Consider the following 21,156-nt stretch of genomic DNA (forward strand, 5'->3'; position numbering starts at 1 on the left):
AATTCTTGCAATTCAATAGCTTATATTTTGCAGCCTTGCAAAACAAATATACTATTTTGTATTAAAAATAAAACTTTGTTCGCATTAATTTACATCACTGTCAAATGAGCCTAATATTAGTGAACCATCAGCGGTTTCCATTCCTTTCTAATATTTCAATTACCATTGTTTGCCCACTTACTTAACGCCATATATTTTACAATGAAAACCATTTTTTTTGGTTTATGCAAATTAAAAAATTATTAATTCATAAAAATAAGTAAGCGTTCACTCACCCAGGAGCGACCTTTTCATAAAAAAAAAGAAGTTCTCCTAACTAGCATTATTCCGCGTTCTATCCCGTTCAAACTTTGGCAACCATACTTTTTCAAACACTGTAAAACACTAACCGCCAACTAATTTTACTTGATATCCATCCGTAATTAACATCTCAGAAATTTTAATCTTAAAATCTCCTTGAATCAATATCTCACCATCTTTAGCTGCCCCACCGACGCCACACTTCTGCTTGAGTTTCTTTGCTAAATCATTTAAGTCTTCCTCTCTTCCTACAAAGCCTTGAACAATTGTAACAATTTTTCCTTTACGAGATTTACGATCCAAAAGTACCTTTAGCTTTTGTTTCGAGGGAGCTAAAGTTTCTTCTTCTATATTGGAATCAGCTTCCTGGTATTCAAAATCATTTGCGGTAGAATAAACTACACCTTCGAATCGTTGCTTTTTTTGTTTTGCCATAAGTTTAACAGATTATTTTCAAAGATTTGTGTTGAATACCGATATTAAGCTCTAAGCCCATTTCTAAAGGCTCTCCATCAACATGTACAGGCCCCTGATCTTTGCGGATAATAGTAATATCTTTACCTGGAATAATTTCCACATAATCGCTTTGATCTGCACTTTTAGTAAAAAGGTGAAATATCATCTTTGGGAGTAAATATAAAGGAAACTTATCAACAATACATACATCGAGTATCCCATCATTAATCGAAGCTTGAGGCGCAATATAAGCATGATTACCATACTGCGGCGAATTGGCAACACTAATCATAAATGCTTCTTTCTCAAAACGCCTACCATCTATGATAAGGGTGTAATGACTAGGCTTAAATTTGCCAAGGACATTAATGGCAGACCTCAGGTAGCCTATGGGCCCCCGAATGGATTCATTCGCAAAGTGATCACTAACCGAAGCATCAAAACCTAAACCTGCCATATTAAAGAAACTACGCCCGTTAATCTCGCCTGTATCAACTTCTACTGTTTCGAACCTATTGATACGTCTTATAGCAGCAGACTCATTTAAGGGAATACCTAGATAAAGAGCCAAACCATTACCTGAACCCTCAGGGATAATTCCTAAAGGCATACCTGTGCCTAAAATGGCAGATCCGAGTTCGTTAATTGTACCATCTCCCCCGACAGCTATAACAGCATCATATCCTTCCTCAACCGCCAACTTGCCAAGCTCATATGCGTGATTAGCATGATTGGTTATCTTAAAAGTTGGATCGAACTTTTCGAGATCCAAAACTTCCAATACCTGCTTATTAAATGCGGTTTTTTTCTTCCCCCCTGAAATCGGGTTTATTACAAATAATATTCGCTTACGTTGCTGCATATACCTCTCCATGTTTCGGTTATCAAAGATATATAAATCCTTTATATAACGAATAAACCCTATTTGGCTTTTCACACCGCTCCTTTAATTAAAATAAACATATAAGATGCTTTTCTGCCTTATATCACAAATACTTTTAAATATTCAGAAAGAGTAGTATTTTTGTGCACGAAAATGTGGATTGATTTGCGCGCTGTATATAAACAAGATATACAGAAAGAGATTGCAACCACAGTAAAAAAGTGCTAAATCAAGACTTTGTTTTTCCACTTCCATTTACCGGCAAGCTCTTTTATGACATCTATTTCATATGCTGTACAGTTAATTACTGAGCTTATGCGCTCGGTTTATTTAAAAAACATATCCATATTGCTTTCATGTTTTCAAAAACTCTACTGCCTTTTAGTGATTGTAAAGGGCATGAAGATTTATTTAAAATAAAAAAACGCTTAAATGGCATACTTATTTACTTCAGAATCGGTCTCGGAAGGACATCCAGACAAAATTGCAGATCAAATATCTGATGCTCTGATAGATAACTTTTTAGCTTGGGACGAAGATGCGCGAGTAGCTATTGAAACCTTGGTCACAACCGGACAGGTAGTACTGGCAGGAGAGGTGAAATCAAAAATATATTTAGACGTTCAAAAAATTACAAGAGCAGTAATTGAAAAAATTGGCTATACAAAGTCAGAATATATGTTCGAAGCAAACTCTTGTGGAGTACTATCCGCTATACACGAACAATCTGCAGATATTAATCAAGGTGTAGATCGTCAAAACAAAGAAGATCAGGGGGCAGGAGATCAAGGTATCATGTTTGGTTATGCAAACAATGAGACAGAAAATTTTATGCCACTTGCTCTAGACCTATCACACCGCTTACTCTATGAATTAGCCGCTTTAAGGCATGAGGGCACAGAAATAAAATACTTAAGACCTGATGCAAAATCTCAGGTAACACTGGAATATAATGATGAGCACAAACCAGTACGCATAGATACTATCGTTATTTCAACCCAACATGATGACTTTGATACAGAAGAAATTATGCTCTCTAAGATAACAGAAGACATTAAAAGGATTCTTATTCCACGTGTTAAAGCGCAGTTAAAACCTGAACTACAGAAACTATTTAATGACGACATTAAGTTTCATGTGAATCCAACCGGAAAGTTCGTTATTGGAGGCCCTCATGGCGATACAGGTTTGACAGGGAGAAAAATCATTGTAGATACATACGGAGGCAAAGGTGCACATGGAGGAGGAGCTTTCTCAGGGAAAGACCCTTCCAAAGTCGATAGATCTGCGGCTTATGCAACAAGGCACATTGCTAAAAATCTTGTTGCAGCGGGTATAGCAGATGAGATATTAGTGCAAATATCCTATGCTATAGGTGTAAAAGACCCAATGGGTATATATGTCAACACCTATGGTACTTCTAAAGTAAAAGAAACAGATGCCGAAATAGCACAACGAATAAGCGGATTATTTGATATGACACCCTACGGAATAGAAACCCGCCTAGGTTTAAGAAATCCCATTTATTCCGAGACAGCGGCTTATGGACATATGGGAAGAACACCCAAAACAGTTACAAAAACATTTGAAAGCTCCAATGGAGAACAAAAAACTCTCACGGTGGATTTGTTTACATGGGAAAAGCTTGATTATGTTGATAAAATAAAAGAAGCTTTTGGTATTCAATAATTTCTTTATAATAGCTTCCATCTGTTGACTTTTTAAATATATAATTAATCAACAGATGGAAGTTTCAGCATACCTCTCTATAAATAAAACGCACCCCATTTCACTTCTCCATTCTAAACCTGCCCCACTACCTATAAACTAGAGCATTTTGTTTCACTGGTTTTGTTTTTTATTATAAAACACCTATTTTAGGATATAATTACGACGCTAGCCAACTCGTTTATGAAAAACCTATGTATTACAAACACTGATAATTGCAAAATGATTTGCTCATCATTTGTTTAAAAGTATATTTATACACTAATTCCAGGATACTTTATACCCAATTAAAAAACAAAATAAAACACATATGACTACTCAGCCAAAAAACACAATGCGTATCGTTTCGTTAGATGTTATGAGAGGCCTAATTATGTTATTACTAGCAGCAGAAAGCACACGTTTATACAGACATCTTTATAATGGATTTCCAGATGGGTTAGCACATGAGATAGTAAAACAATTCACCCACCATAAATGGCATGGTTTATATTTTTGGGATCTTGTACAACCGGCTTTTATGCTAATAGCTGGATCAGCTATGTACATATCCTATTCTAGTAAACTACAAAAAGGCATAACATGGGAAAAGAACTTAAAGCATATTTTAAGTCGTTGCCTTAAATTATTTATTGCAGGAGTAGCTCTGCATTGTATATATTCTGGAAAATTGGTTTTTGAACTTTGGAATGTATTAACTCAACTAGCTTTTACAACCCTCATAGCTTATCTTATCATTCAGTGGAAGCCTAGTGTTCAAATAGCCTTTTCATTAGCCCTTCTTATCCTAACCGAATTACTTTACCGCTATACAAATATCCCTGGTTTTGATCAAGCCTTCATTAATCAACATAATTTCGGAAATTATGTTGACCTTAAAATAATGGGTGTTATAAACTCGGGAGGTTGGGTTGCTATCAACATTATCCCAACAGCGGCACACACAATATGGGGAAGCTTAGCCGGCAGATTGCTTATTGCAAACAAAACGCAATTGAAAAAAATATATTATTTAGCATTATATGGAGTAGTTTTATTAATAGCGGGCTATACATTGGACTTAAGCAACATCACACCTATAATAAAAAGAATAAGCACATCTTCTTTCGTACTCGTATCAGGAGGTTATGTATTATTGATCATGGCCATGCTTAGCTATATTGTAGACGTAAAGAAACAATCTAAGTATAGCTGGGTATTGACGGTCATTGGGATGAATGCTATATTTATATATCTATTCTTTGAAACTGTCGGAAAACAATGGTTCAATCAAACGATAGAAATATTTATTGCCGGAGGCTTATCCTTTGTAGGAATAAGCGGACTACTAAGTCAACTCATTGTTTCGATTACAACATTATTTGCGTTATGGTATCTGTGTTATTGGCTTTATAAAAGAAAAATATTTTTTAAAATCTAGTAACGGAAATTAGTCATCAACGTAGTTACATCAAAAAAGCCATTGAACATAGTTTATGTTTTTATCATTAGCTAAATATTTCCTTTCGTAATATGTTTTAATAGACAATACGTTATCAACAAGATTGGATTTATACAAATCAGTAGTTTCTTTCACTTTATGTAATTTTAAAATATTGATTTGTTCAAGCGTATAAGCATAGAAACTATCACTATCTGTTTTCAAATGCATGATGCCCTTATCTTTTAAGATGGATCTATACATCTCTAAAAATTTGGGGTTCGTGAGACGCTTTTTCTCTCTACTTTCTTGGGGCTGTGGATCGGGAAATGTAATCCATATTTCTTCAACTTCTCCCTTTTGAAAATAATCAAGAATAGTTTCAATTTGAATCCTTAAAAACCCAACATTATTTATCTCCTCTTCCAAAGCGGTCTTTGCACCTCTCCATATTCTATTACCCTTATAATCTATACCCAAAAAATTTTTGTCGGGAAACATACGTGCCAAGTTCACTGTGTATTCACCCTTTCCACAAGCTAATTCCAATATAACAGGGGCATCATTATTAAAAAACATTTTAGCCCAATTCCCCTTGTACTCTTTTCCTTCGTCAAGCTGTAATACATTCTTAAAAGTTGCTATTTCAGCAAATTTTCTCAATTTGTCCTTGCCCATTTTATAATATTATGTGCGCAAAATTAACCTTATATTTGCAGTTATCAAGATTATAACGTGGAAAAAGATTCTAAAATATTTGTAGCAGGTCATCGCGGTATGGTGGGATCTGCACTAGTTCGTGCACTAGAGCAAAAAGGTTATAGAAATATTATCAAAAGAACCTCTCAACAATTGGACTTACGTAAGCAAAGTGAAGTCGTTAATTTTTTTGAACAAGAGAAACCAGATTATGTCTTTTTGGCAGCTGCAAAAGTTGGTGGGATAATCGCAAATAATACTTATCGAGCTGACTTCATTTACGAAAATATTGCTATACAAACGAACGTTATCCACGAATCGTATCGTAATAATGTAAAAAAGCTGTTATTCCTCGGATCTAGCTGTATCTATCCAAAAATGGCTCCACAACCTCTAAAAGAAGATTCATTATTAACGGGATTATTAGAACCCACAAATGAGCCTTATGCCATAGCTAAAATTGCAGGTATAAAAATGTGTGAAGCTTACAGAGCTCAATACGATTGCGACTTTATTGCAGCAATGCCCACAAACCTTTATGGAATAAATGACAACTATCATCCGCAAAACTCTCATGTCTTGCCAGCGCTGATACGCCGATTTCATGAAGCAAAAGTTAATAATGAAAGAGAAGTGGTGATATGGGGAACGGGAGCTCCCTTACGAGAATTTTTATATGCAGACGATTTAGCAGACGCTTGTTTGTTTCTAATGAACAACTATAGTGAGTCACAATTTATCAACATAGGTGTCGGTGAAGACTTAAGTATTAAAGAACTAGCATTGATAATTAAAGAAGTTACAGGATTTAGTGGCACTATGCAATTTGACACATCTAAACCAGATGGCACCCCAAGGAAACTAATGGATGTCACTCGCCTACAAAAGTTGGGATGGAAACATAAAACAGACCTTAAAAAAGGTATACACCTTGCTTATCAAGATTTTTTAAATAACAAAGTAGACAAATTATAGTTAGGAAGTTGGAATACTGGACTCACTAATTATATCGTGATTCATATCACTATATGCCGAATCTACAACCGTTTTCTTTTTCTTCTTTTTATTCTTCGGGCTAATAAATGAGCTTACCTTAGTTATAACATTACTTATGCTGTTTTGATTAATTTGTCCGACAGCTTTTTCAGATGCTATTAACACTAATGCTTTCTTTAGCCATCCCGACTTTTTTAATAAGGTAGAGTTTAAAACAAAAGGTGCTGCTAAACTTAACACTTTGGTCAACCAATCTGCATCTTTATTATTTCCTGTTACTGTTTGACGAACTCCAGAAACGACTCCCCTCAAGACGCCAGTACCTGGCACGTAAGAAACCAAGGTATTAAAGAAACGGATCGGACCATTAATTTTTTTATTTAGCAAACGATATTGATCAGACAAATAAGCTTCCTGCTCAGTCTTTCTCAAGGTAAGTCTAGCGATCTCTGCTTTTAAATCACGAACGCTTCTTATAGTGTTTTTTTCTTCTGTATTAATCATACCTTATAAATTTACTTCATCTTCCTTAGTAGTTTCTTTTTCCTCATCATCATCCCACCTACTAGCTATTTTACTGATTGTAAAGTCCCTGATTTTATCTTCCAGTTTGGGTTCAATGGCACGCACAATCAATAATATAAGGGCAAAAAATAAACCTGTTACTAAAAAGCCTAAAGCATTACTTCCGAGTAATTCTCCCAAGAAAAAAGCCAAAGCTAAAGACAAAAAGAAAACAATAAACAAGGTAAACACTAATTTTACCATATCCACCGCTATTACACCTAAAATACGGGACCCCCGAGCTAAAGCTTTCAACTTAAGCAATTCAAGCTGCGTATCCACATATTCTTTTCCTTTTTGAAAAGACCCACTAAATGAGAATTTTTCCTCTTCCATATCTATTAATTTTTACCAAGGGCTAACGAGCATTAATTTTAAAGTCGCAAAACTCAGTGAATATTGATTTATTATTTTAAATGATAGTACATAGTAAAATTTACCAAAGCCCACATTTTGCCACTTCTTAAAGTTAGAGCATGCTATGCATGCTCGACAATCTCATCGTCTATAATAGACTCTATAGTTGCACCTTTTCTCTTCAGAGCGGTAACAATCTTCTCTTTTAAGTCGTTTAATTGACCAAATTGCTCGTCAGCACGTTCTTTAAGCTCATCTCCTAAATCAGACAAAGAGTCACTGATTTTGTCTCTTGTTTCAGATCCTTTATCTGGTGCAAATAATAATCCTAAAACTGCACCTGCCGCCAGCCCTGCTAAAAGTGCTGTTACTATTTTCCCGTTTTCATTCATATTGCTTGTTTTTTTAAACTCAACTGTATCTATGCTCTAAATAATTAACACAATAACTATCGATTCGTTTTAAATTTACAAAAGTATTTTTTATAATCACCACACTATACTGTAATACAACAAAAACCTCTCCAAAAGACAAGAAACTTATTCAGGCAATTATTAGTTTACTCTATAGAAATGGAGAAGCAGTCAAGCTATAAACAGCTACCTAACAACCGACTAGATTTGGATTATCTAAATAGAATGTGTTATATTTAGATAATCCATATTATAGACAGAACCATGCTCATTAAAACATTTAGCAGTGCCGTACATGGCATTGAAGCGACCAGTATAACAATTGAAGTAAATATTTCTACAGGTGTACGCTACTATATAGTTGGCTTGCCTGACAATGCAGTTAAAGAAAGCTTACAGCGTATAGAAAGTGCGTTGCAAACGAATGGCTTTCGCATGCCCAGGCAAAAAATAGTTGTAAATCTTGCTCCTGCAGATATCAAAAAAGAGGGAGCCTCGTATGATCTCTCTATAGCCATTGCAATCTTGGCAGCATCGGGCCAAATAACGGCCAACAATTTAACGAATTATATGATTATGGGAGAGCTTTCCCTCAATGGTGATATACAACCCATAAAAGGAAGCCTCCCTATTGCGCTGCAAGCTAAAAAAGACGGTTTCAAAAGATTAGTAGTTCCTTATTCTAATGCAAGAGAAGCTGCAATAGTGGAGGGTTTAGAGGTATTTGGCATGAAAAACATGAAACAACTGGTGTCTTTTTTAAACGGAGAAAGCGCAGACAAGCCAACTACTGTTGATATAAGTAAAGAATTTATCAACCAAAACAATGACTATGATGTTGATTTTTCCGATGTAAAAGGACAAGAAAATATCAAACGAGCACTTGAAATAGCAGCAGCAGGCAGCCATAACGTCTTATTAATAGGTCCGCCCGGATCGGGGAAAACTATGCTTGCAAAACGGCTACCTAGTATACTTCCTCCGCTAAGCTTAGAGGAGTCGTTGGAAACAACAAAAATACACTCGGTTGCAGGCCGTCTCAGCGCTCAATCTACTATTATGACAACACGCCCCTTTCGCTCACCACACCATACGATATCAGATGTCGCTTTAGTGGGAGGGGGATCCAATCCTCAACCAGGTGAAATCTCGCTTTCTCATCACGGCGTACTTTTTTTAGACGAGCTTCCTGAGTTTAAACGTAGCGTATTGGAAGTTATGCGCCAACCTTTAGAAGCAAGGTCGATTACAATATCGCGTTCAAAACTCACAGTAGATTATCCAGCCAGCTTTATGCTAATCGCAGCTATGAATCCTTGCCCATGTGGGTATTATAATCATCCCGAAAAAGCATGTACTTGCGGAAGTACTGCTGTTCATAAATATTTAGGAAAAGTATCAGGCCCATTACTTGACCGCATTGACTTGCATATTGAAGTGACACCAGTTGAATTTAACCAGCTCTCAAATCAGGAGTTAGCCGAAGAAAGTAGCCTTATAAGAGCGCGTGTTTCAAAAGCCAGAGAGAGACAATTAGTTCGCTTTAAAAATAAAACGAATATACATTGCAATGCCCAAATGAATACAAAAACAGTTAGAGAAATCTGCAAAATAAACCAAGAGGGAAAATTACTTCTAAAGCAAGCAATGGATAAGCTAGGCCTATCAGCTCGTGCTTACGATCGTATTCTAAAGGTAGCAAGAACAATTGCAGATATGGAAAATTCCGACAAAATTGAAAGCCATCACTTGGCAGAAGCTATACAATATAGAAGTTTAGATCGTGACAACTGGGCAGGATAATTTCTAAAACTGACTGATAAAGTGTCTGAAAGCCCAAGGGTACATTAAAAGAGTAATAGCTAGCCCCGAAAGTGCTCCAAAAAGGTGGGCATCATGGTTGATATGATCATTAGCCTTTTTTGCAGCCCAAATGCAATAGCCCAAGAAAAGAAAAGCAAACAAATAGGCAGGCATAGGAATAATCATGAACAAACCTAATGTAGCTTTCGGTTGAAAAAGAATAAAACTGAAAAGAATAGCACAAATTGCTCCTGATGCACCTAAACTGAAGTAGCCCGGGTTGTTTTTTTGTTGCATTATAGTAGGTAAATCACTAAGAACTAAACTCACTATATAAAGTCCTGCAAATAAAAAATGTCCCGTAGGCCCACTAAACTGCACAAACATAGCCTCCAAACTGAATCCAAAAAAATAAAAAGTCATCATATTAAACAAGAGATGCATCCAGTCTTTATGAACTAAACCACTTGTAAAAATAGTAAACAACCGGCTCTTATCACGATGGATAGCATAGGGATTCAGCATCAGTTTACTAAAGTACTGCGGATTAGAAAAGGTATACAAACTAACCGCAATAGTTAGTGCAAAAATCACTGAAGCTACAGGTGTAGTAATTAAATAGTTTAACATTTCTTTTACAGATTAAAACCTGTCTTCTAATAAAAAGACATATAATTCTTTAGGCCCGTGCGCACCTAACACCAATTCCTTTTGAATATCAGCAGTTCGACTAGGCCCGGTAATAAGACTAATCATACTGGGTAATTGCGCGCCATATCGATTGCTCAAACGCTTCAAGCCATGCCTAATATCTATAACTAATTGAGACGCCTTAGCAATAACAATATGAACAGGTGGGTATATACTAAGCCTTCTTCCCGCCAGATCTACATTAGATACCAAAACACTTCCATTCCTCGCGACTAGCACTTCACAAGCAGTAATACTTGCATCTGTATCTTCAAAATGGTGTTCATTCGTATAAATTGGAAAACCATATTGTTGCAACAGTTGCTGTACACCCGGCTCCCAAGCATGAATTTTATTTATCTTAAGTTTCTCGGCTAAAAGAATCAGACTTTCTATTACAGCAATCTCGCCATCACAATAAACGAAGTTCCCCCCAGCCTCTGTCAACTCCCTTGCGAAGGTCACATCTAAAGAATCTTCCGCATCTTTATATAAAGGAGTTTCTTCAAAATCCTTATGGGGATGATCTTGCTTCACCAGTAATGCTTGTCTAATATTTTTAAGCATACTTTCCTTTGCTGTCGTATTCCTTTTGTTCATCGTTTATAAAAAAAGAGGTGATTCACTTAATATAGGTAGCATCTTTCTAGACAATATCTACCCTTAGGTTGCGAACATTCTTTACTTATGGCCAAGAGAGGCTCAAGCTTCTAATTTAATTAGAAACGTGGGCCTCTCTTCTCGATCTATTCAATTGAATAAATATGCTCCTATACAGTAGCATGCCTACTCCTGTATATTAGACTTCCCTTCCGGAGTTCTGTCTTCGCTATGATCTAATTTATCCTGAGGCAGCTCGGTTTTAGGCATTTCTAAAGGCAGATTAGTTTGTGGTACACCTCCACCGTCTACTCCGCCGTTCACAAACTCATCATATGTCGTTCTATGATCAAATGGTCTTTTACCCAATATTTCCTCTAAATCACTTTGGAATAAGATCTCTTTTTCCAATAATTTTTCAGCAATTTTAATCAAGCCTTCCTGGTTATCTAAAAGCAATTGTTTTGTTCTTTCATAAACAGTCGATACCAGCACTCTTACTTCCTGATCAATTAGCTCAGCAGTTTGGTCTGAGTAAGGCTTTTGAAATTGAGAATCACCTGCGCTATCTTGGAAGGATACATTTCCAACTTTATGATTCATACCATAGACTGCAGTCATAGCATATGCTAACTTAGTTATACGTTCTAAATCATTCTGAGCACCCGTGCTAATTCTGCCAAAGGTAATATCCTCTGCCACTCGCCCCCCCATGGTCATACACATACTATCTAATAACTGTTCTGTAGTATATAAAAATTGTTCTTTCGGCAGATATTGTGCATATCCTAATGCGGCTACGCCACGTGGAACAATAGAAACTTTCACCAATGGATCTGCATATTCCAAAAACCAACCAGCTATAGCATGCCCTGCTTCATGATAAGCAACTATCTTTTTCTCTTCTGGAGATATAATTTTATTTTTCTTTTCCAAACCTCCTATGACACGGTCAATTGCATCCTGAAAGTCTTGCATATCAATCGAAGGTTTGTTTTTCCGCGCTGCGATAAGAGCAGCCTCATTACATACGTTAGCAATCTCTGCCCCTGCAAACCCTGGAGTTTGTGCCGATAATTTCTTAGCATCAACTTCCTCAGCTAGTTTTAACGGCTTCAAGTGAACATTAAAAATATGCTCCCGGCCGATTAAATCAGGTTTGTCAATAGATATTTGCCTGTCAAAACGTCCTGGACGTAATAGTGCACTATCCAAAACATCCAGCCTATTTGTTGCTGCTAGAATAATTACACCAACATTGGTACCGAAACCATCCATCTCAACCAATAATTGGTTCAATGTGTTCTCACGCTCATCATTCCCCCCCATCATAGAATTTTTGCCACGGGCACGTCCTATCGCATCTATTTCATCTATAAAAATAATGCATGGGGCCTTTTCTTTAGCCTGCTTAAAAAGATCACGGACTCGAGAAGCTCCCACTCCAACAAACATTTCAACAAAGTCAGATCCGGATAGAGAGAAAAAAGGAACTTGCGCTTCACCTGCTACCGCTTTTGCTAATAAGGTTTTACCGGTACCTGGAGGGCCTACTAATAATGCCCCTTTGGGTATCTTTCCTCCCAAATCCGTATATTTTTTAGGATTCTTCAAGAAATCAACAATTTCCATCACCTCAACTTTAGCTTCTTCTAAACCTGCCACATCGTTAAACGTGATATTGATCTGTGATTCTTTATCAAACAATTGCGCTTTTGATTTACCAATGTTAAAAATAGCACCACCACCACCACCAGCACCACCGCTCATACGGCGCATTAATAACATCCAAATACCAACAATAATTAAAAGCGGCAGCATAAAAGATAAAAACCATCCAGCCCAGGGGTTAGACCTATCTTCATAGGCCACTGAAACTTTTGCTTGCCCTGTTGCCAAACTATCTTGCGATGCATTAAGCTTTTTTTCTAAAATTTCGGCTGAAGGTTCAGTAAAAACATACTGCGGTCCAACTGCAGGATTCAACATCAAAGAGTTTTTACTCGGAGCAACCTCTTCATATTTCGACTCAGAGAGCTTGTCTTTCTTTATGTATACTTCAACATCAACTAAATCATTACTTTTAACTGCGACAAGTTTTTCGACATCTCCTGGCAACAGCATTTTCTCTTCAAATTCGGCGTACGATATTTTTTTCGCAGACTCGCCGCTAAAAAAATACTGCAGACCAATGAAGCCAAGGATAATAAATATCCAAAGCCACATCATATTAAATTTAGGAGGAATAGGAGTTACTTTCTTACTTGGTATTTTCTTCATTATAATGTTCTATATATAGCTTATTATCAAATATTTTTCACTTACGCACTTTGGTAAGTTTCTACTTGGGCATCCCCCCAAAGGTCTTCAATTCTATAACGACTTCTTGTCTCTGTTTTGAAAATATGAATCACAACATCAACAAAATCCAACAACAGCCACTCCCCGTTGCCATGCCCTTCTTTATGCCAGGGCTCTTGACCTAATGCCTTGTATACTTCTTCTTCTACACTCTTTGCTATAGCATTAACTTGTGTGGTCGAATCCGCATGGCAAATGACAAAGTAGTCAGATAAAGTAGCATTAACACCTCGCATATCCAAGCGCTTTATATCGTTACCTTTCTTTTCCTGCATACCTATCACAGCAAGTTGTGCAAGCTTATCTGACAAGTGAGTTTCAATCTTTTTATTCATTAAAAAATACTAGTTTTGAACGGTATTTATTTTCTTAATCATTATCATTTGCAAAATAGCACAATTTACGGACTTTACCCTAGAGAAAGTATAATTATACTAGAAGAGTTATCATCAACAAATGACTACCTAAAGCTACTTTTGTCAAATATTAAGCCACTTTATCAAGGCACTGCCATTATGGCAATGCACCAAACCCGCGGCAAAGGACAAAGAGGCAATAAATGGCGAAGCACACCAAACGAAAACCTGATGTGTAGCATACCATTATTTCCTAAAAACATTGGAATAGAAAAAGCATTTAATTTAAGTATACTTATTAGTTTAGCCACGCACTCGTGGTTAAGTAAATATGTGAGCAATGTACAGGTTAAATGGCCTAACGATATTTATGTCGGCAATAAAAAAATAGCTGGGATACTGATAGAAAACCAACTCATCGGTACAAGAATAAGATCCTGTATTATCGGCATAGGTGTTAACATTAACCAAACAGTATTTTCTCCAGAGATGGAAAATAAAACCACTTCATTAAAACTATTAACAGGGTGTGAAAAAAATTACAACTTAGTTTCTTGCTGTAAAGAATTACAAACAGAAATTATGCTATTTTATCAATACCTCGACTTAACACTAGACGAGGTACTATTAGACAAATACAACGCATTATTATATAGAAAGAATAAGTCCGCTTTCTATAAAGTACAAGGAGAAATTAAAGAAGGTACCATTATAAGAGTAGCGCCCAATGGTCAGTTAATTATTAAATTCGGTCAGCAAAAAGCAACATTCGATTTAAAAGAGGTTCAATTCTTATAATCCCTGTTTTTTTCTTTGGATAGACCTACTTATCTCCGTAAATTTGAACATCATTTTACTTGCTGTTTAAACCTATGGGCTTTACAGCAGTCAAAATAAGACTAAAAATAAAATACATAGCATGAAGAAATTAGGTTTATTAGTCGTAGCCATTGTATTAACCACAATAACTGGCGTATTTGCTCAAGCAAAGAAAGGCTCTTTCTTACAAATCCAAGAACCAGTGAAATGGCAAGTAGGAGTTCAAAAAATCAGCGAAACAGAAGGAGTTATAAATATTGTAGCAAATATAGAAAAGGGATGGAATATTTATGGTCTTAAAGTTCCAGAAGGAGGGCCTACATCAACCACTTTTAAATTTCAGTTTACTGATGGAGCTACCTTAAATAAAGGGGTTCTCTCTAACCCAAAAGTGAGTGTAAAGCATGACGATATTTTTGGCATGGAAGTACCATATTATACAGGAAAGGTTACTTTTCAACAAAAAGTAAAATTACAAAAAGGACAGACGACAGTAACTGGACAGGTGCTTTATATGGCATGTGACGATGAACAATGTATAAACCCAGATCCTTACGACTTTAAAGTAGTCATAAAATAAATTAAACACAGAAATTACATTAAAGAGGCAGAAAAATTTCTGCCTTTTTTATCTTTTAGAAAAACTTCAAAATTGCTCTTATGCGCTTTGTTATTAAAAAAATTTTACTTTTCTCTTTTATACTATTTGGCCTACTCAACACATCATTTGCACAAGAAGATGAGTTTATAGAATTAGGCGACATCGAATACGTAGATGGAGCATATAATGAACAAGATACTGGAGGAGAAGATGAGTTTATTCCTGTCCCTGATGATATGGTATTCACTGACGGGCATTCTAGTACAGATCAAGATACTAGTATAAGTAGCGAAGAGACTCTAGTTGCTTCTCAAGATGAAGAAAAGCAATCCATGTGGGGCATTTTCATTGCTGGTCTATTGGGAGGATTCGCAGCTTTCATAATGCCTTGTATTTTTCCGATGGTGCCACTGACAGTAAGTTTTTTCACAAAACGTTCAGATTCTAAAATCAAAGCTGTCTCACAAGCCTTATTATACGGTATCTTTATTATTGTTATTTATGTTGCTCTTGGCATGCTTATTACTATTGCCTTCGGATCAGACGCACTTAATGAACTATCTACTAACGGTATTTTCAACTTTGTTTTTTTCCTCATTCTGGTACTATTTGCGGCTTCGTTTTTTGGAGCATTTGAACTTACTCTTCCTAGTTCATTTGTCAATAAAATTGATGCAAAATCAGATCAAGGTGGTTTTTTAGGCCTATTTTTTATGGCCTTTAGTTTAGCTTTAGTTTCATTCTCATGTACAGGTCCAATTATAGGCACCTTATTAGTAGAAGCAGCGTCTAAAGGAGAACGCATGGGACCCGCTATAGGAATGTTGGGTTTCGCGATAGCCCTTGCTCTTCCCTTTGTACTTTTTGCCATGTTCCCATCCATGTTAAAATCTATGCCTAAATCGGGCGGGTGGTTAAACAGTGTTAAAGTAGTTCTTGGTTTTTTAGAATTGGCACTAGCATTAAAATTCTTATCTAATGTAGACCTAGCATATCATTGGAATTGGCTAGATAGAGAGGTGTTTCTATCGCTATGGATTGCAATTTTTGGTTTAATGGGGCTTTACTTAATTGGTAAGATAAAGTTTGCACATGACAGTCCTTTATCACACATGTCTGTACCCCGAACTATTCTTGCGATTATTGTATTTTCATTTGTAATTTATATGGTTCCAGGCTTATGGGGGGCTCCGTTAAAATCAATATCAGCTTTTTTACCACCATCAGCCACGCAGGACTTTGATCTATCTGTTAGCAATTTTGTTCCTGCTTCAACAGATAATGCCAATGCAGGTAAACAAAAAAAATATTATGACATATTTCATGAAAGAGGGACACCAAAAGGATTTGATCCCTATTATGATTATGAAGAAGGTCTTGCTGCTGCAAAAGAGATCAATAAGCCGGTCTTAATAGATTTTACAGGCTGGAATTGTGTCAACTGTAGAAAAATGGAAGCAAATGTTTGGACAGACCCAAAAGTTGCCAACATACTTAGAGAGCAATTTGTTATGGTTGAACTTTTTGTTGATGACCGAACTGAGCTTTCACCCGAAGAGCAATTTGTTTCGGAATATTCTGGCAAGAAAATAAAAACTATTGGAAATAAAAACAGTGATTTTCAAGCCTCTGCATTTAACAGTAACTCACAACCACTCTATGTTATTGTTGACACCGAAGGGAATGTACTTATTCCGCCAAGTGGCGCGAACTATGATGTTAATAGTTATGCAAACTATCTATTGGAGGGAGTAGAAGCATTTAAAGCAAAATAAACTATATTTACGCTTAACTATGACTATAACTAAAATGAAAAATATTGCAATTTTAACCTCTGGAGGTGACGCTCCGGGAATGAATGCAGCAATCAGAGCTGTCGTGAGAACGGGACTTTACAATGGTTTAAACGTTTTTGGTGTAAAACGGGGATACGATGGTCTTGTCCAAAATGAAATATTTGCAATGGATGCCAAATCCGTAGCCAACATCATACAGCGTGGAGGTACTGTTTTAAAAACAGCCCGTAGTGATGAGTTCCGTACTAAAGAAGGTCGAAAAAAAGCATACGATAATATTAAAAATTTAGAAATAGATGGCTTAGTAGTTATCGGAGGGGATGGAACCTTTACTGGCGCTTCTATATTTAGTGAAGAGTTTAATTTACCGATTATCGGAATACCCGGTACAATCGATAATGACCTCGCAGGAACCGATTTTACGATAGGTTATGATACTGCAATTAATACTGTTGTAGATGCAGTAGATAAAATAAGAGATACAGCAGAATCTCATGATCGTTTATTTGTTGTAGAAGTGATGGGCAGAGACTCTGGATTAATTGCATTAAGATCAGGCATTAGTACAGGTGCTGAAGCTGTTTTAATCCCAGAATTAAAGGTGGATTATGATTCAATTATGAAACGCCTTGATAAAACTAGAAAGAATAAAGCTTCACGTATTATAATTGTTGCCGAAGGCGATCAAGAGGGGGGAATAGTAGTAGCAGAAAAAATCAAAGAAAACTTCCCACAATATGACGTACGCGTCTCTATACTAGGCCATATTCAACGAGGTGGAAGGCCTACCTGTATGGATAGAGTTTTAGCAAGTAGACTAGGCGTAGCATCTGTCGAAGCATTAATCGAAGGTCGAAAACAGGAAATGGTTGGTTTAATTTGTGGACAAATAGAGTTCACCCCATTCAAAAAAGCAATTAAACATATTGATAGTGTCGATGAAAACCTGACACGAATTGTAGAGATATTATCCTTATAAAACATAATAAAGGCTCGTCTTACATCAGACGAGCCTTTATTATTCTTGACAAAATTCTTTAAAAAAAATAAATTTTTCTTACTTCAGAATCTCTGCCAGCTTTGCATCCAATGCAGGGCCTCTAAGGTTAGAAGCTACGATCTTACCTTCTGGATCTAGCAAATAATTCTGCGGAATACCACGAATGGAATATAAATCTACGACAGGCGAATTCCAAAACTGTAAATCTGATATATGTGGCCATTGTTCAAGATGATCATCAGCAATAGCTTTCATCCATGCACCTTTCTCGCCAGGACGATCTAAAGAAACACCCAAAACAGTAAAGTTTTTATCTTTATACTTATTAAATGCCGCAACTACCGTAGGATTTTCTGTACGACATGGCCCACACCAACTTGCCCAAAAATCTACTAACACATATTTACCTCGCAGAGATGACAAAGAAAGATTATTACCAGCAGTATCTGGCAATGTAAAATCGGGAGCAACTGCACCAATTGCTAACTTCGCCATGTTCTCTATTTTTTCCTCTATATTTTTTCCCAATACCGTACTCTTTAAACTTGCATCCATTGCTTCGTAAGCAGGTTTTACAAAGCTCGTCAAATTTTCAGGGGACAACAACTCATCCAATATAGTTAGTGAAACATAGCTTTTAGGGTTGTTCTTGACAAACTCCTCATTCAAAAGGCCTTGCTTTTCATAAATTATTCCCGCCTTCTCCCGCAAACCTTCAATAAACGATTCGTCTTGTTTTTGCTCATCAGACGCCGCCTGGTATTCAGCATCAAGTCCAGCAAATTCTTCGTTAATGACGGAAAGGCTTTTCTGATAACTGGCGAAGTCATCATTTATAGATGTTCCACTTGCAACCGCACTTATAAAATCAGCGCCCTCAACCTTAATATCACCTTGCGATAAGTATAAGGAATTGATCGGAGGCCGTTCACCACTTTCTCTCAGATCACTCATAGTTTTACCACCTTCTGCCAAAATTAACATGGCCTGTGTCGGTTGAGAGACTGTCCCCTGATATTTAAAATTTCCACTTTGAATTGTTACCGAATCTAAAACATTTTGACCATTGTCACGGTATTGAATAAATACCTTACTGTTATCTGCTGTTTGACCAACACTGCCACTCAGCGTAAAGCTTTCCTGCCCCAGCAATCCTAAAGGCATCAGGCCCAACCCCACCAATATTAAGTTTTTCATAAAATAAAATTATTATCAAATATAAATTCAGTTTTTCTCTTCTTATTTTAAACGTCAAAAATAGCCAGAAAGTACTTACCAGTTTCCACTTGAACCACCTCCACCAAAACCACCTCCGCCAAAACCGCCAAAACCACCTCCGCCGCCGCCTCCAAAGCCACCTCCCCCACCGAAGCCTCCAGAACCACCACGACCCATATTGTTCAATAAAGTCCACCAAAAAATATCAGATGCCCCTTTACCTGTCATCACACGGCCGCCTCCACGACCACCTCCACCACCTTTACCTTTAGAGATGATTGAAAATACAATTAAAACAATGATAACAATAAAAATAATAGAAACGCTTCCGCCTTCTCCTTCTCTTTCCTTCTTAGGATCTGCTCTATACTCACCTTTTGTATAAGCAATGATTGCATCGGTAGCTTTATCTAATCCTTCAAAATAATCCTGCTGACTAAAAGAAGGTTTTATCTCATTTTGAATAATTCTATAAGTAATAATATCAGGCAGTGCCCCCTCCATGCCATAGCCTGTCTGGATAGTTACTGCGCGATCCTCTAACGCAGCCAATACAACGACTCCGTTATTATGCTCTTTGCCTCCTACACCCCACTTTTGAGCTAACCGAACAGCATAATCAGCAACATCATAGCCATCAGTTGTCCTGACAAGAACAACGGCAATCTGACTTGAGGTACTATCTTCAAAAGCACGTAACTTTCTTTCCAAAACTTGTACTTCATTAGAACTTAAAACACCTGTGTAATCGGTCACTAACTGATTAGGAACATCTGGTAATTTTTGAGCTGACAAGAATAGCAAGCCTAATAATAACCCTATGAATAAAAATAATGGTTTATGTATTAACCGGAGTGCCTTTATATATTGAAGCATATTTTTTTAATTATTCCCGTAGTAAATATCGTCAGGTAGTTCATTAATATCGTCAAGCCTTCTTGGATAAAAAGTTTGCAATTGTTCGCCTGCGTGATGTATTCCCTCGACCAAACCTTTAGCAATTGCATTCTCTCTGAAGTGTGTTATCATCTTCTCTTTAGTTGCATTCCAAAAGTCAGGAGCTACTCGCTCATTAATACCTTTATCCCCTATTATAGCAAACTGATGGTCATCAACAGCTAAATAAATAAGAACACCATTTTGCAACTGCGTTTTACCCATATTAAGCTTATTAAAGTAATCTACAGCCGCTTCAAAAGCACTTGGAAAAGCCAATTTACGGTCTATCACTAACCTAATCTCACCCGATGTTTTACTTTCAGCCACACTTATGGCCTGAACGATAAGGTCTTGCTCTTCTACAGAAAATATTGTCATCTGAATACTAAATAAAAAAAGATGAATGACCCCGACAATAAATCAGACATTCATCTTTTAAAAGTTAACTATATGTGCTTAAAAAGATACTGTTGGCGCCTTATCTGAGCCCTCAGTTGCTTTAAATGTACCTTTAGCTTTAAATCCAAAGATTCCTGCCATAATATTTGCTGGAAAACTACGTACTGTGGTATTATAATCTTGTACGGCTTCGTTATATGCTTTCCGCTCAACAGCAATTCTATTTTCTGTTCCCTCCAACTGTACCTGTAACTCTTGAAAATTTGAATTGGCTTTCAAGTCAGGATAAGCTTCAACACTCACAAGCAACCTACCAATTGACTGAGATAATGCATCCTGTGTTTGTTGAAAATTTGCCACAGCCTCTTCTGTGAGATTAGAAGGATCCACAGTAACAGAAGTGGCCTTTGCTCGCGCTTCTACGACAGCCGTTAAAGTCCCTTCCTCATGCTGAGCAGCACCTTTAACCGTAGACACCAAATTTGGTATCAGATCCGCACGTCGTTGATAAGCATTTTCAACCTGTGCCCATTTACCTTTCACATTTTCATCTTTAGAAACCATAGTATTATAACCACAAGAGCTGAAAGACAAAGCAGTAAATAAACCTACAAAAGCAATTAATAATCTTTTCATGTGTAATTTTTTATCCATTTTTTATAAAATTAAAAAAAATGTTCAATAACAAGAACTTTGAAACAAATCATATACCAAAACATTCTAATATGCACATTTTGGCAGAGTTTACTTAACTTTGT

22 protein-coding genes are annotated in these 21,156 nt (G+C 36.7%); 8 read left to right on the forward strand and 14 right to left on the reverse strand.

Translation table 11 applies throughout. The annotated features are described in order from the left end of the window. Positions 1 to 384 precede the first annotated feature (384 nt). Positions 385 to 735: a translation initiation factor gene (locus tag ORI89_RS14395; protein ID WP_268231200.1), complete on the reverse strand. Its 351-nt coding sequence runs from the start codon at positions 733 to 735 to the stop codon at positions 385 to 387. 4 nt (positions 736 to 739) lie between these two features. Further along, positions 740 to 1,630: a diacylglycerol/lipid kinase family protein gene (locus ORI89_RS14400; RefSeq protein ID WP_268231201.1), complete on the reverse strand. Its 891-nt coding sequence runs from the start codon at positions 1,628 to 1,630 to the stop codon at positions 740 to 742. Between the two features lie 441 nt (positions 1,631 to 2,071). On the opposite strand from ORI89_RS14400, the gene metK reads away from it, so the two are divergent. Together metK and ORI89_RS14410 are read left to right on the forward strand one after the other, a co-directional pair. After that, positions 2,072 to 3,328, forward strand: a complete 1,257-nt coding sequence (gene metK, locus ORI89_RS14405) for a methionine adenosyltransferase (RefSeq protein ID WP_268231202.1) — start codon at positions 2,072 to 2,074, stop codon at positions 3,326 to 3,328. 349 nt (positions 3,329 to 3,677) lie between these two features. After that, entirely contained in the window at positions 3,678 to 4,787 is a 1,110-nt protein-coding gene (locus ORI89_RS14410) for an acyltransferase family protein (protein ID WP_268231203.1), read from the forward strand. A gap of 30 nt (positions 4,788 to 4,817) precedes the next feature. On the opposite strand, the gene trmB is transcribed toward ORI89_RS14410, so the two are convergent. Next, the gene (gene trmB / locus ORI89_RS14415; protein ID WP_268231204.1) at positions 4,818 to 5,465 is read right to left on the reverse strand and encodes a tRNA (guanosine(46)-N7)-methyltransferase TrmB; all 648 of its coding nucleotides are present in this window, start codon (positions 5,463 to 5,465) and stop codon (positions 4,818 to 4,820) included. Between the two features lie 57 nt (positions 5,466 to 5,522). On the opposite strand from trmB, the gene fcl reads away from it, so the two are divergent. Next, positions 5,523 to 6,461: a GDP-L-fucose synthase gene (fcl, locus tag ORI89_RS14420; RefSeq protein WP_268231205.1), complete on the forward strand. Its 939-nt coding sequence runs from the start codon at positions 5,523 to 5,525 to the stop codon at positions 6,459 to 6,461. Here the strand turns inward: fcl and ORI89_RS14425 are convergent, their stop codons facing one another. The 3 genes from ORI89_RS14425 to ORI89_RS14435 form a co-directional block, all read right to left on the reverse strand. Beyond that, positions 6,462 to 6,986 (reverse strand): hypothetical protein, encoded by a 525-nt coding sequence (locus ORI89_RS14425; protein WP_268231206.1) that lies wholly within the window; start codon positions 6,984 to 6,986, stop codon positions 6,462 to 6,464. A 3-nt stretch (positions 6,987 to 6,989) separates the two neighbouring features. Then, positions 6,990 to 7,382 carry a phage holin family protein gene (locus ORI89_RS14430; protein ID WP_268231207.1) on the reverse strand — a complete coding sequence of 131 codons (393 nt, stop codon included), beginning with the start codon at positions 7,380 to 7,382 and terminating at the stop codon, positions 6,990 to 6,992. Between the two features lie 143 nt (positions 7,383 to 7,525). After that, the gene (locus ORI89_RS14435; RefSeq protein WP_268231208.1) at positions 7,526 to 7,795 is read right to left on the reverse strand and encodes a YtxH domain-containing protein; all 270 of its coding nucleotides are present in this window, start codon (positions 7,793 to 7,795) and stop codon (positions 7,526 to 7,528) included. 285 nt (positions 7,796 to 8,080) lie between these two features. On the opposite strand from ORI89_RS14435, the gene ORI89_RS14440 reads away from it, so the two are divergent. Continuing rightward, positions 8,081 to 9,619, forward strand: a complete 1,539-nt coding sequence (locus ORI89_RS14440) for a YifB family Mg chelatase-like AAA ATPase (protein WP_268231209.1) — start codon at positions 8,081 to 8,083, stop codon at positions 9,617 to 9,619. A gap of 3 nt (positions 9,620 to 9,622) precedes the next feature. On the opposite strand, the gene ORI89_RS14445 is transcribed toward ORI89_RS14440, so the two are convergent. From ORI89_RS14445 to rsfS, 4 genes are all read right to left on the reverse strand, one after another. Further along, complete coding sequence (locus tag ORI89_RS14445) at positions 9,623 to 10,249, reverse strand: rhomboid family intramembrane serine protease (protein ID WP_268231210.1); 627 nt, start codon at positions 10,247 to 10,249, stop codon at positions 9,623 to 9,625. Positions 10,250 to 10,261: 12 nt separating this feature from the next. After that, a complete protein-coding gene (locus tag ORI89_RS14450) occupies positions 10,262 to 10,909 on the reverse strand; it encodes a LutC/YkgG family protein (protein ID WP_268231211.1) in 648 nt (215 codons plus the stop codon). Positions 10,910 to 11,095: 186 nt separating this feature from the next. Next, complete coding sequence (gene ftsH / locus ORI89_RS14455) at positions 11,096 to 13,189, reverse strand: ATP-dependent zinc metalloprotease FtsH (RefSeq protein WP_268231212.1); 2,094 nt, start codon at positions 13,187 to 13,189, stop codon at positions 11,096 to 11,098. A gap of 41 nt (positions 13,190 to 13,230) precedes the next feature. Continuing rightward, the gene (rsfS, locus tag ORI89_RS14460; protein ID WP_268231213.1) at positions 13,231 to 13,605 is read right to left on the reverse strand and encodes a ribosome silencing factor; all 375 of its coding nucleotides are present in this window, start codon (positions 13,603 to 13,605) and stop codon (positions 13,231 to 13,233) included. 15 nt (positions 13,606 to 13,620) lie between these two features. Between rsfS and ORI89_RS14465 the strand changes: the two genes are divergently transcribed. The 4 genes from ORI89_RS14465 to pfkA all read left to right on the forward strand — a co-directional run bounded on the left by ORI89_RS14465 (position 13,621) and on the right by pfkA (position 17,821). Further along, on the forward strand, positions 13,621 to 14,424 hold the full coding sequence (locus tag ORI89_RS14465) for a biotin--[acetyl-CoA-carboxylase] ligase (RefSeq protein ID WP_268231214.1): 804 nt from the start codon (positions 13,621 to 13,623) through the stop codon (positions 14,422 to 14,424). A 121-nt stretch (positions 14,425 to 14,545) separates the two neighbouring features. Continuing rightward, on the forward strand, positions 14,546 to 15,025 hold the full coding sequence (locus tag ORI89_RS14470) for a protein-disulfide reductase DsbD domain-containing protein (RefSeq protein WP_268231215.1): 480 nt from the start codon (positions 14,546 to 14,548) through the stop codon (positions 15,023 to 15,025). A gap of 80 nt (positions 15,026 to 15,105) precedes the next feature. After that, positions 15,106 to 16,821 (forward strand): protein-disulfide reductase DsbD family protein, encoded by a 1,716-nt coding sequence (locus ORI89_RS14475; RefSeq protein ID WP_268231216.1) that lies wholly within the window; start codon positions 15,106 to 15,108, stop codon positions 16,819 to 16,821. Between the two features lie 25 nt (positions 16,822 to 16,846). After that, positions 16,847 to 17,821, forward strand: coding sequence for a 6-phosphofructokinase (gene pfkA, locus ORI89_RS14480; RefSeq protein WP_268231299.1), 975 nt, complete (start codon positions 16,847 to 16,849; stop codon positions 17,819 to 17,821). Between the two features lie 78 nt (positions 17,822 to 17,899). On the opposite strand, the gene ORI89_RS14485 is transcribed toward pfkA, so the two are convergent. From ORI89_RS14485 to ORI89_RS14500, 4 genes are all read right to left on the reverse strand, one after another. Further along, positions 17,900 to 19,039, reverse strand: a complete 1,140-nt coding sequence (locus tag ORI89_RS14485) for a TlpA disulfide reductase family protein (protein WP_268231217.1) — start codon at positions 19,037 to 19,039, stop codon at positions 17,900 to 17,902. Positions 19,040 to 19,114: 75 nt separating this feature from the next. Beyond that, positions 19,115 to 19,936: a TPM domain-containing protein gene (locus ORI89_RS14490; RefSeq protein WP_268231218.1), complete on the reverse strand. Its 822-nt coding sequence runs from the start codon at positions 19,934 to 19,936 to the stop codon at positions 19,115 to 19,117. A 6-nt stretch (positions 19,937 to 19,942) separates the two neighbouring features. Next, on the reverse strand, positions 19,943 to 20,377 hold the full coding sequence (locus ORI89_RS14495) for a TPM domain-containing protein (RefSeq protein ID WP_268231219.1): 435 nt from the start codon (positions 20,375 to 20,377) through the stop codon (positions 19,943 to 19,945). A gap of 78 nt (positions 20,378 to 20,455) precedes the next feature. Next, on the reverse strand, positions 20,456 to 21,034 hold the full coding sequence (locus tag ORI89_RS14500; RefSeq protein ID WP_268231220.1) for a LemA family protein: 579 nt from the start codon (positions 21,032 to 21,034) through the stop codon (positions 20,456 to 20,458). Between the last annotated feature and the right edge of the window lie 122 nt (positions 21,035 to 21,156).

The organism is Sphingobacterium sp. UT-1RO-CII-1, from assembly GCF_026711005.1.
GTDB lineage: Bacteria > Bacteroidota > Bacteroidia > Sphingobacteriales > Sphingobacteriaceae > Sphingobacterium.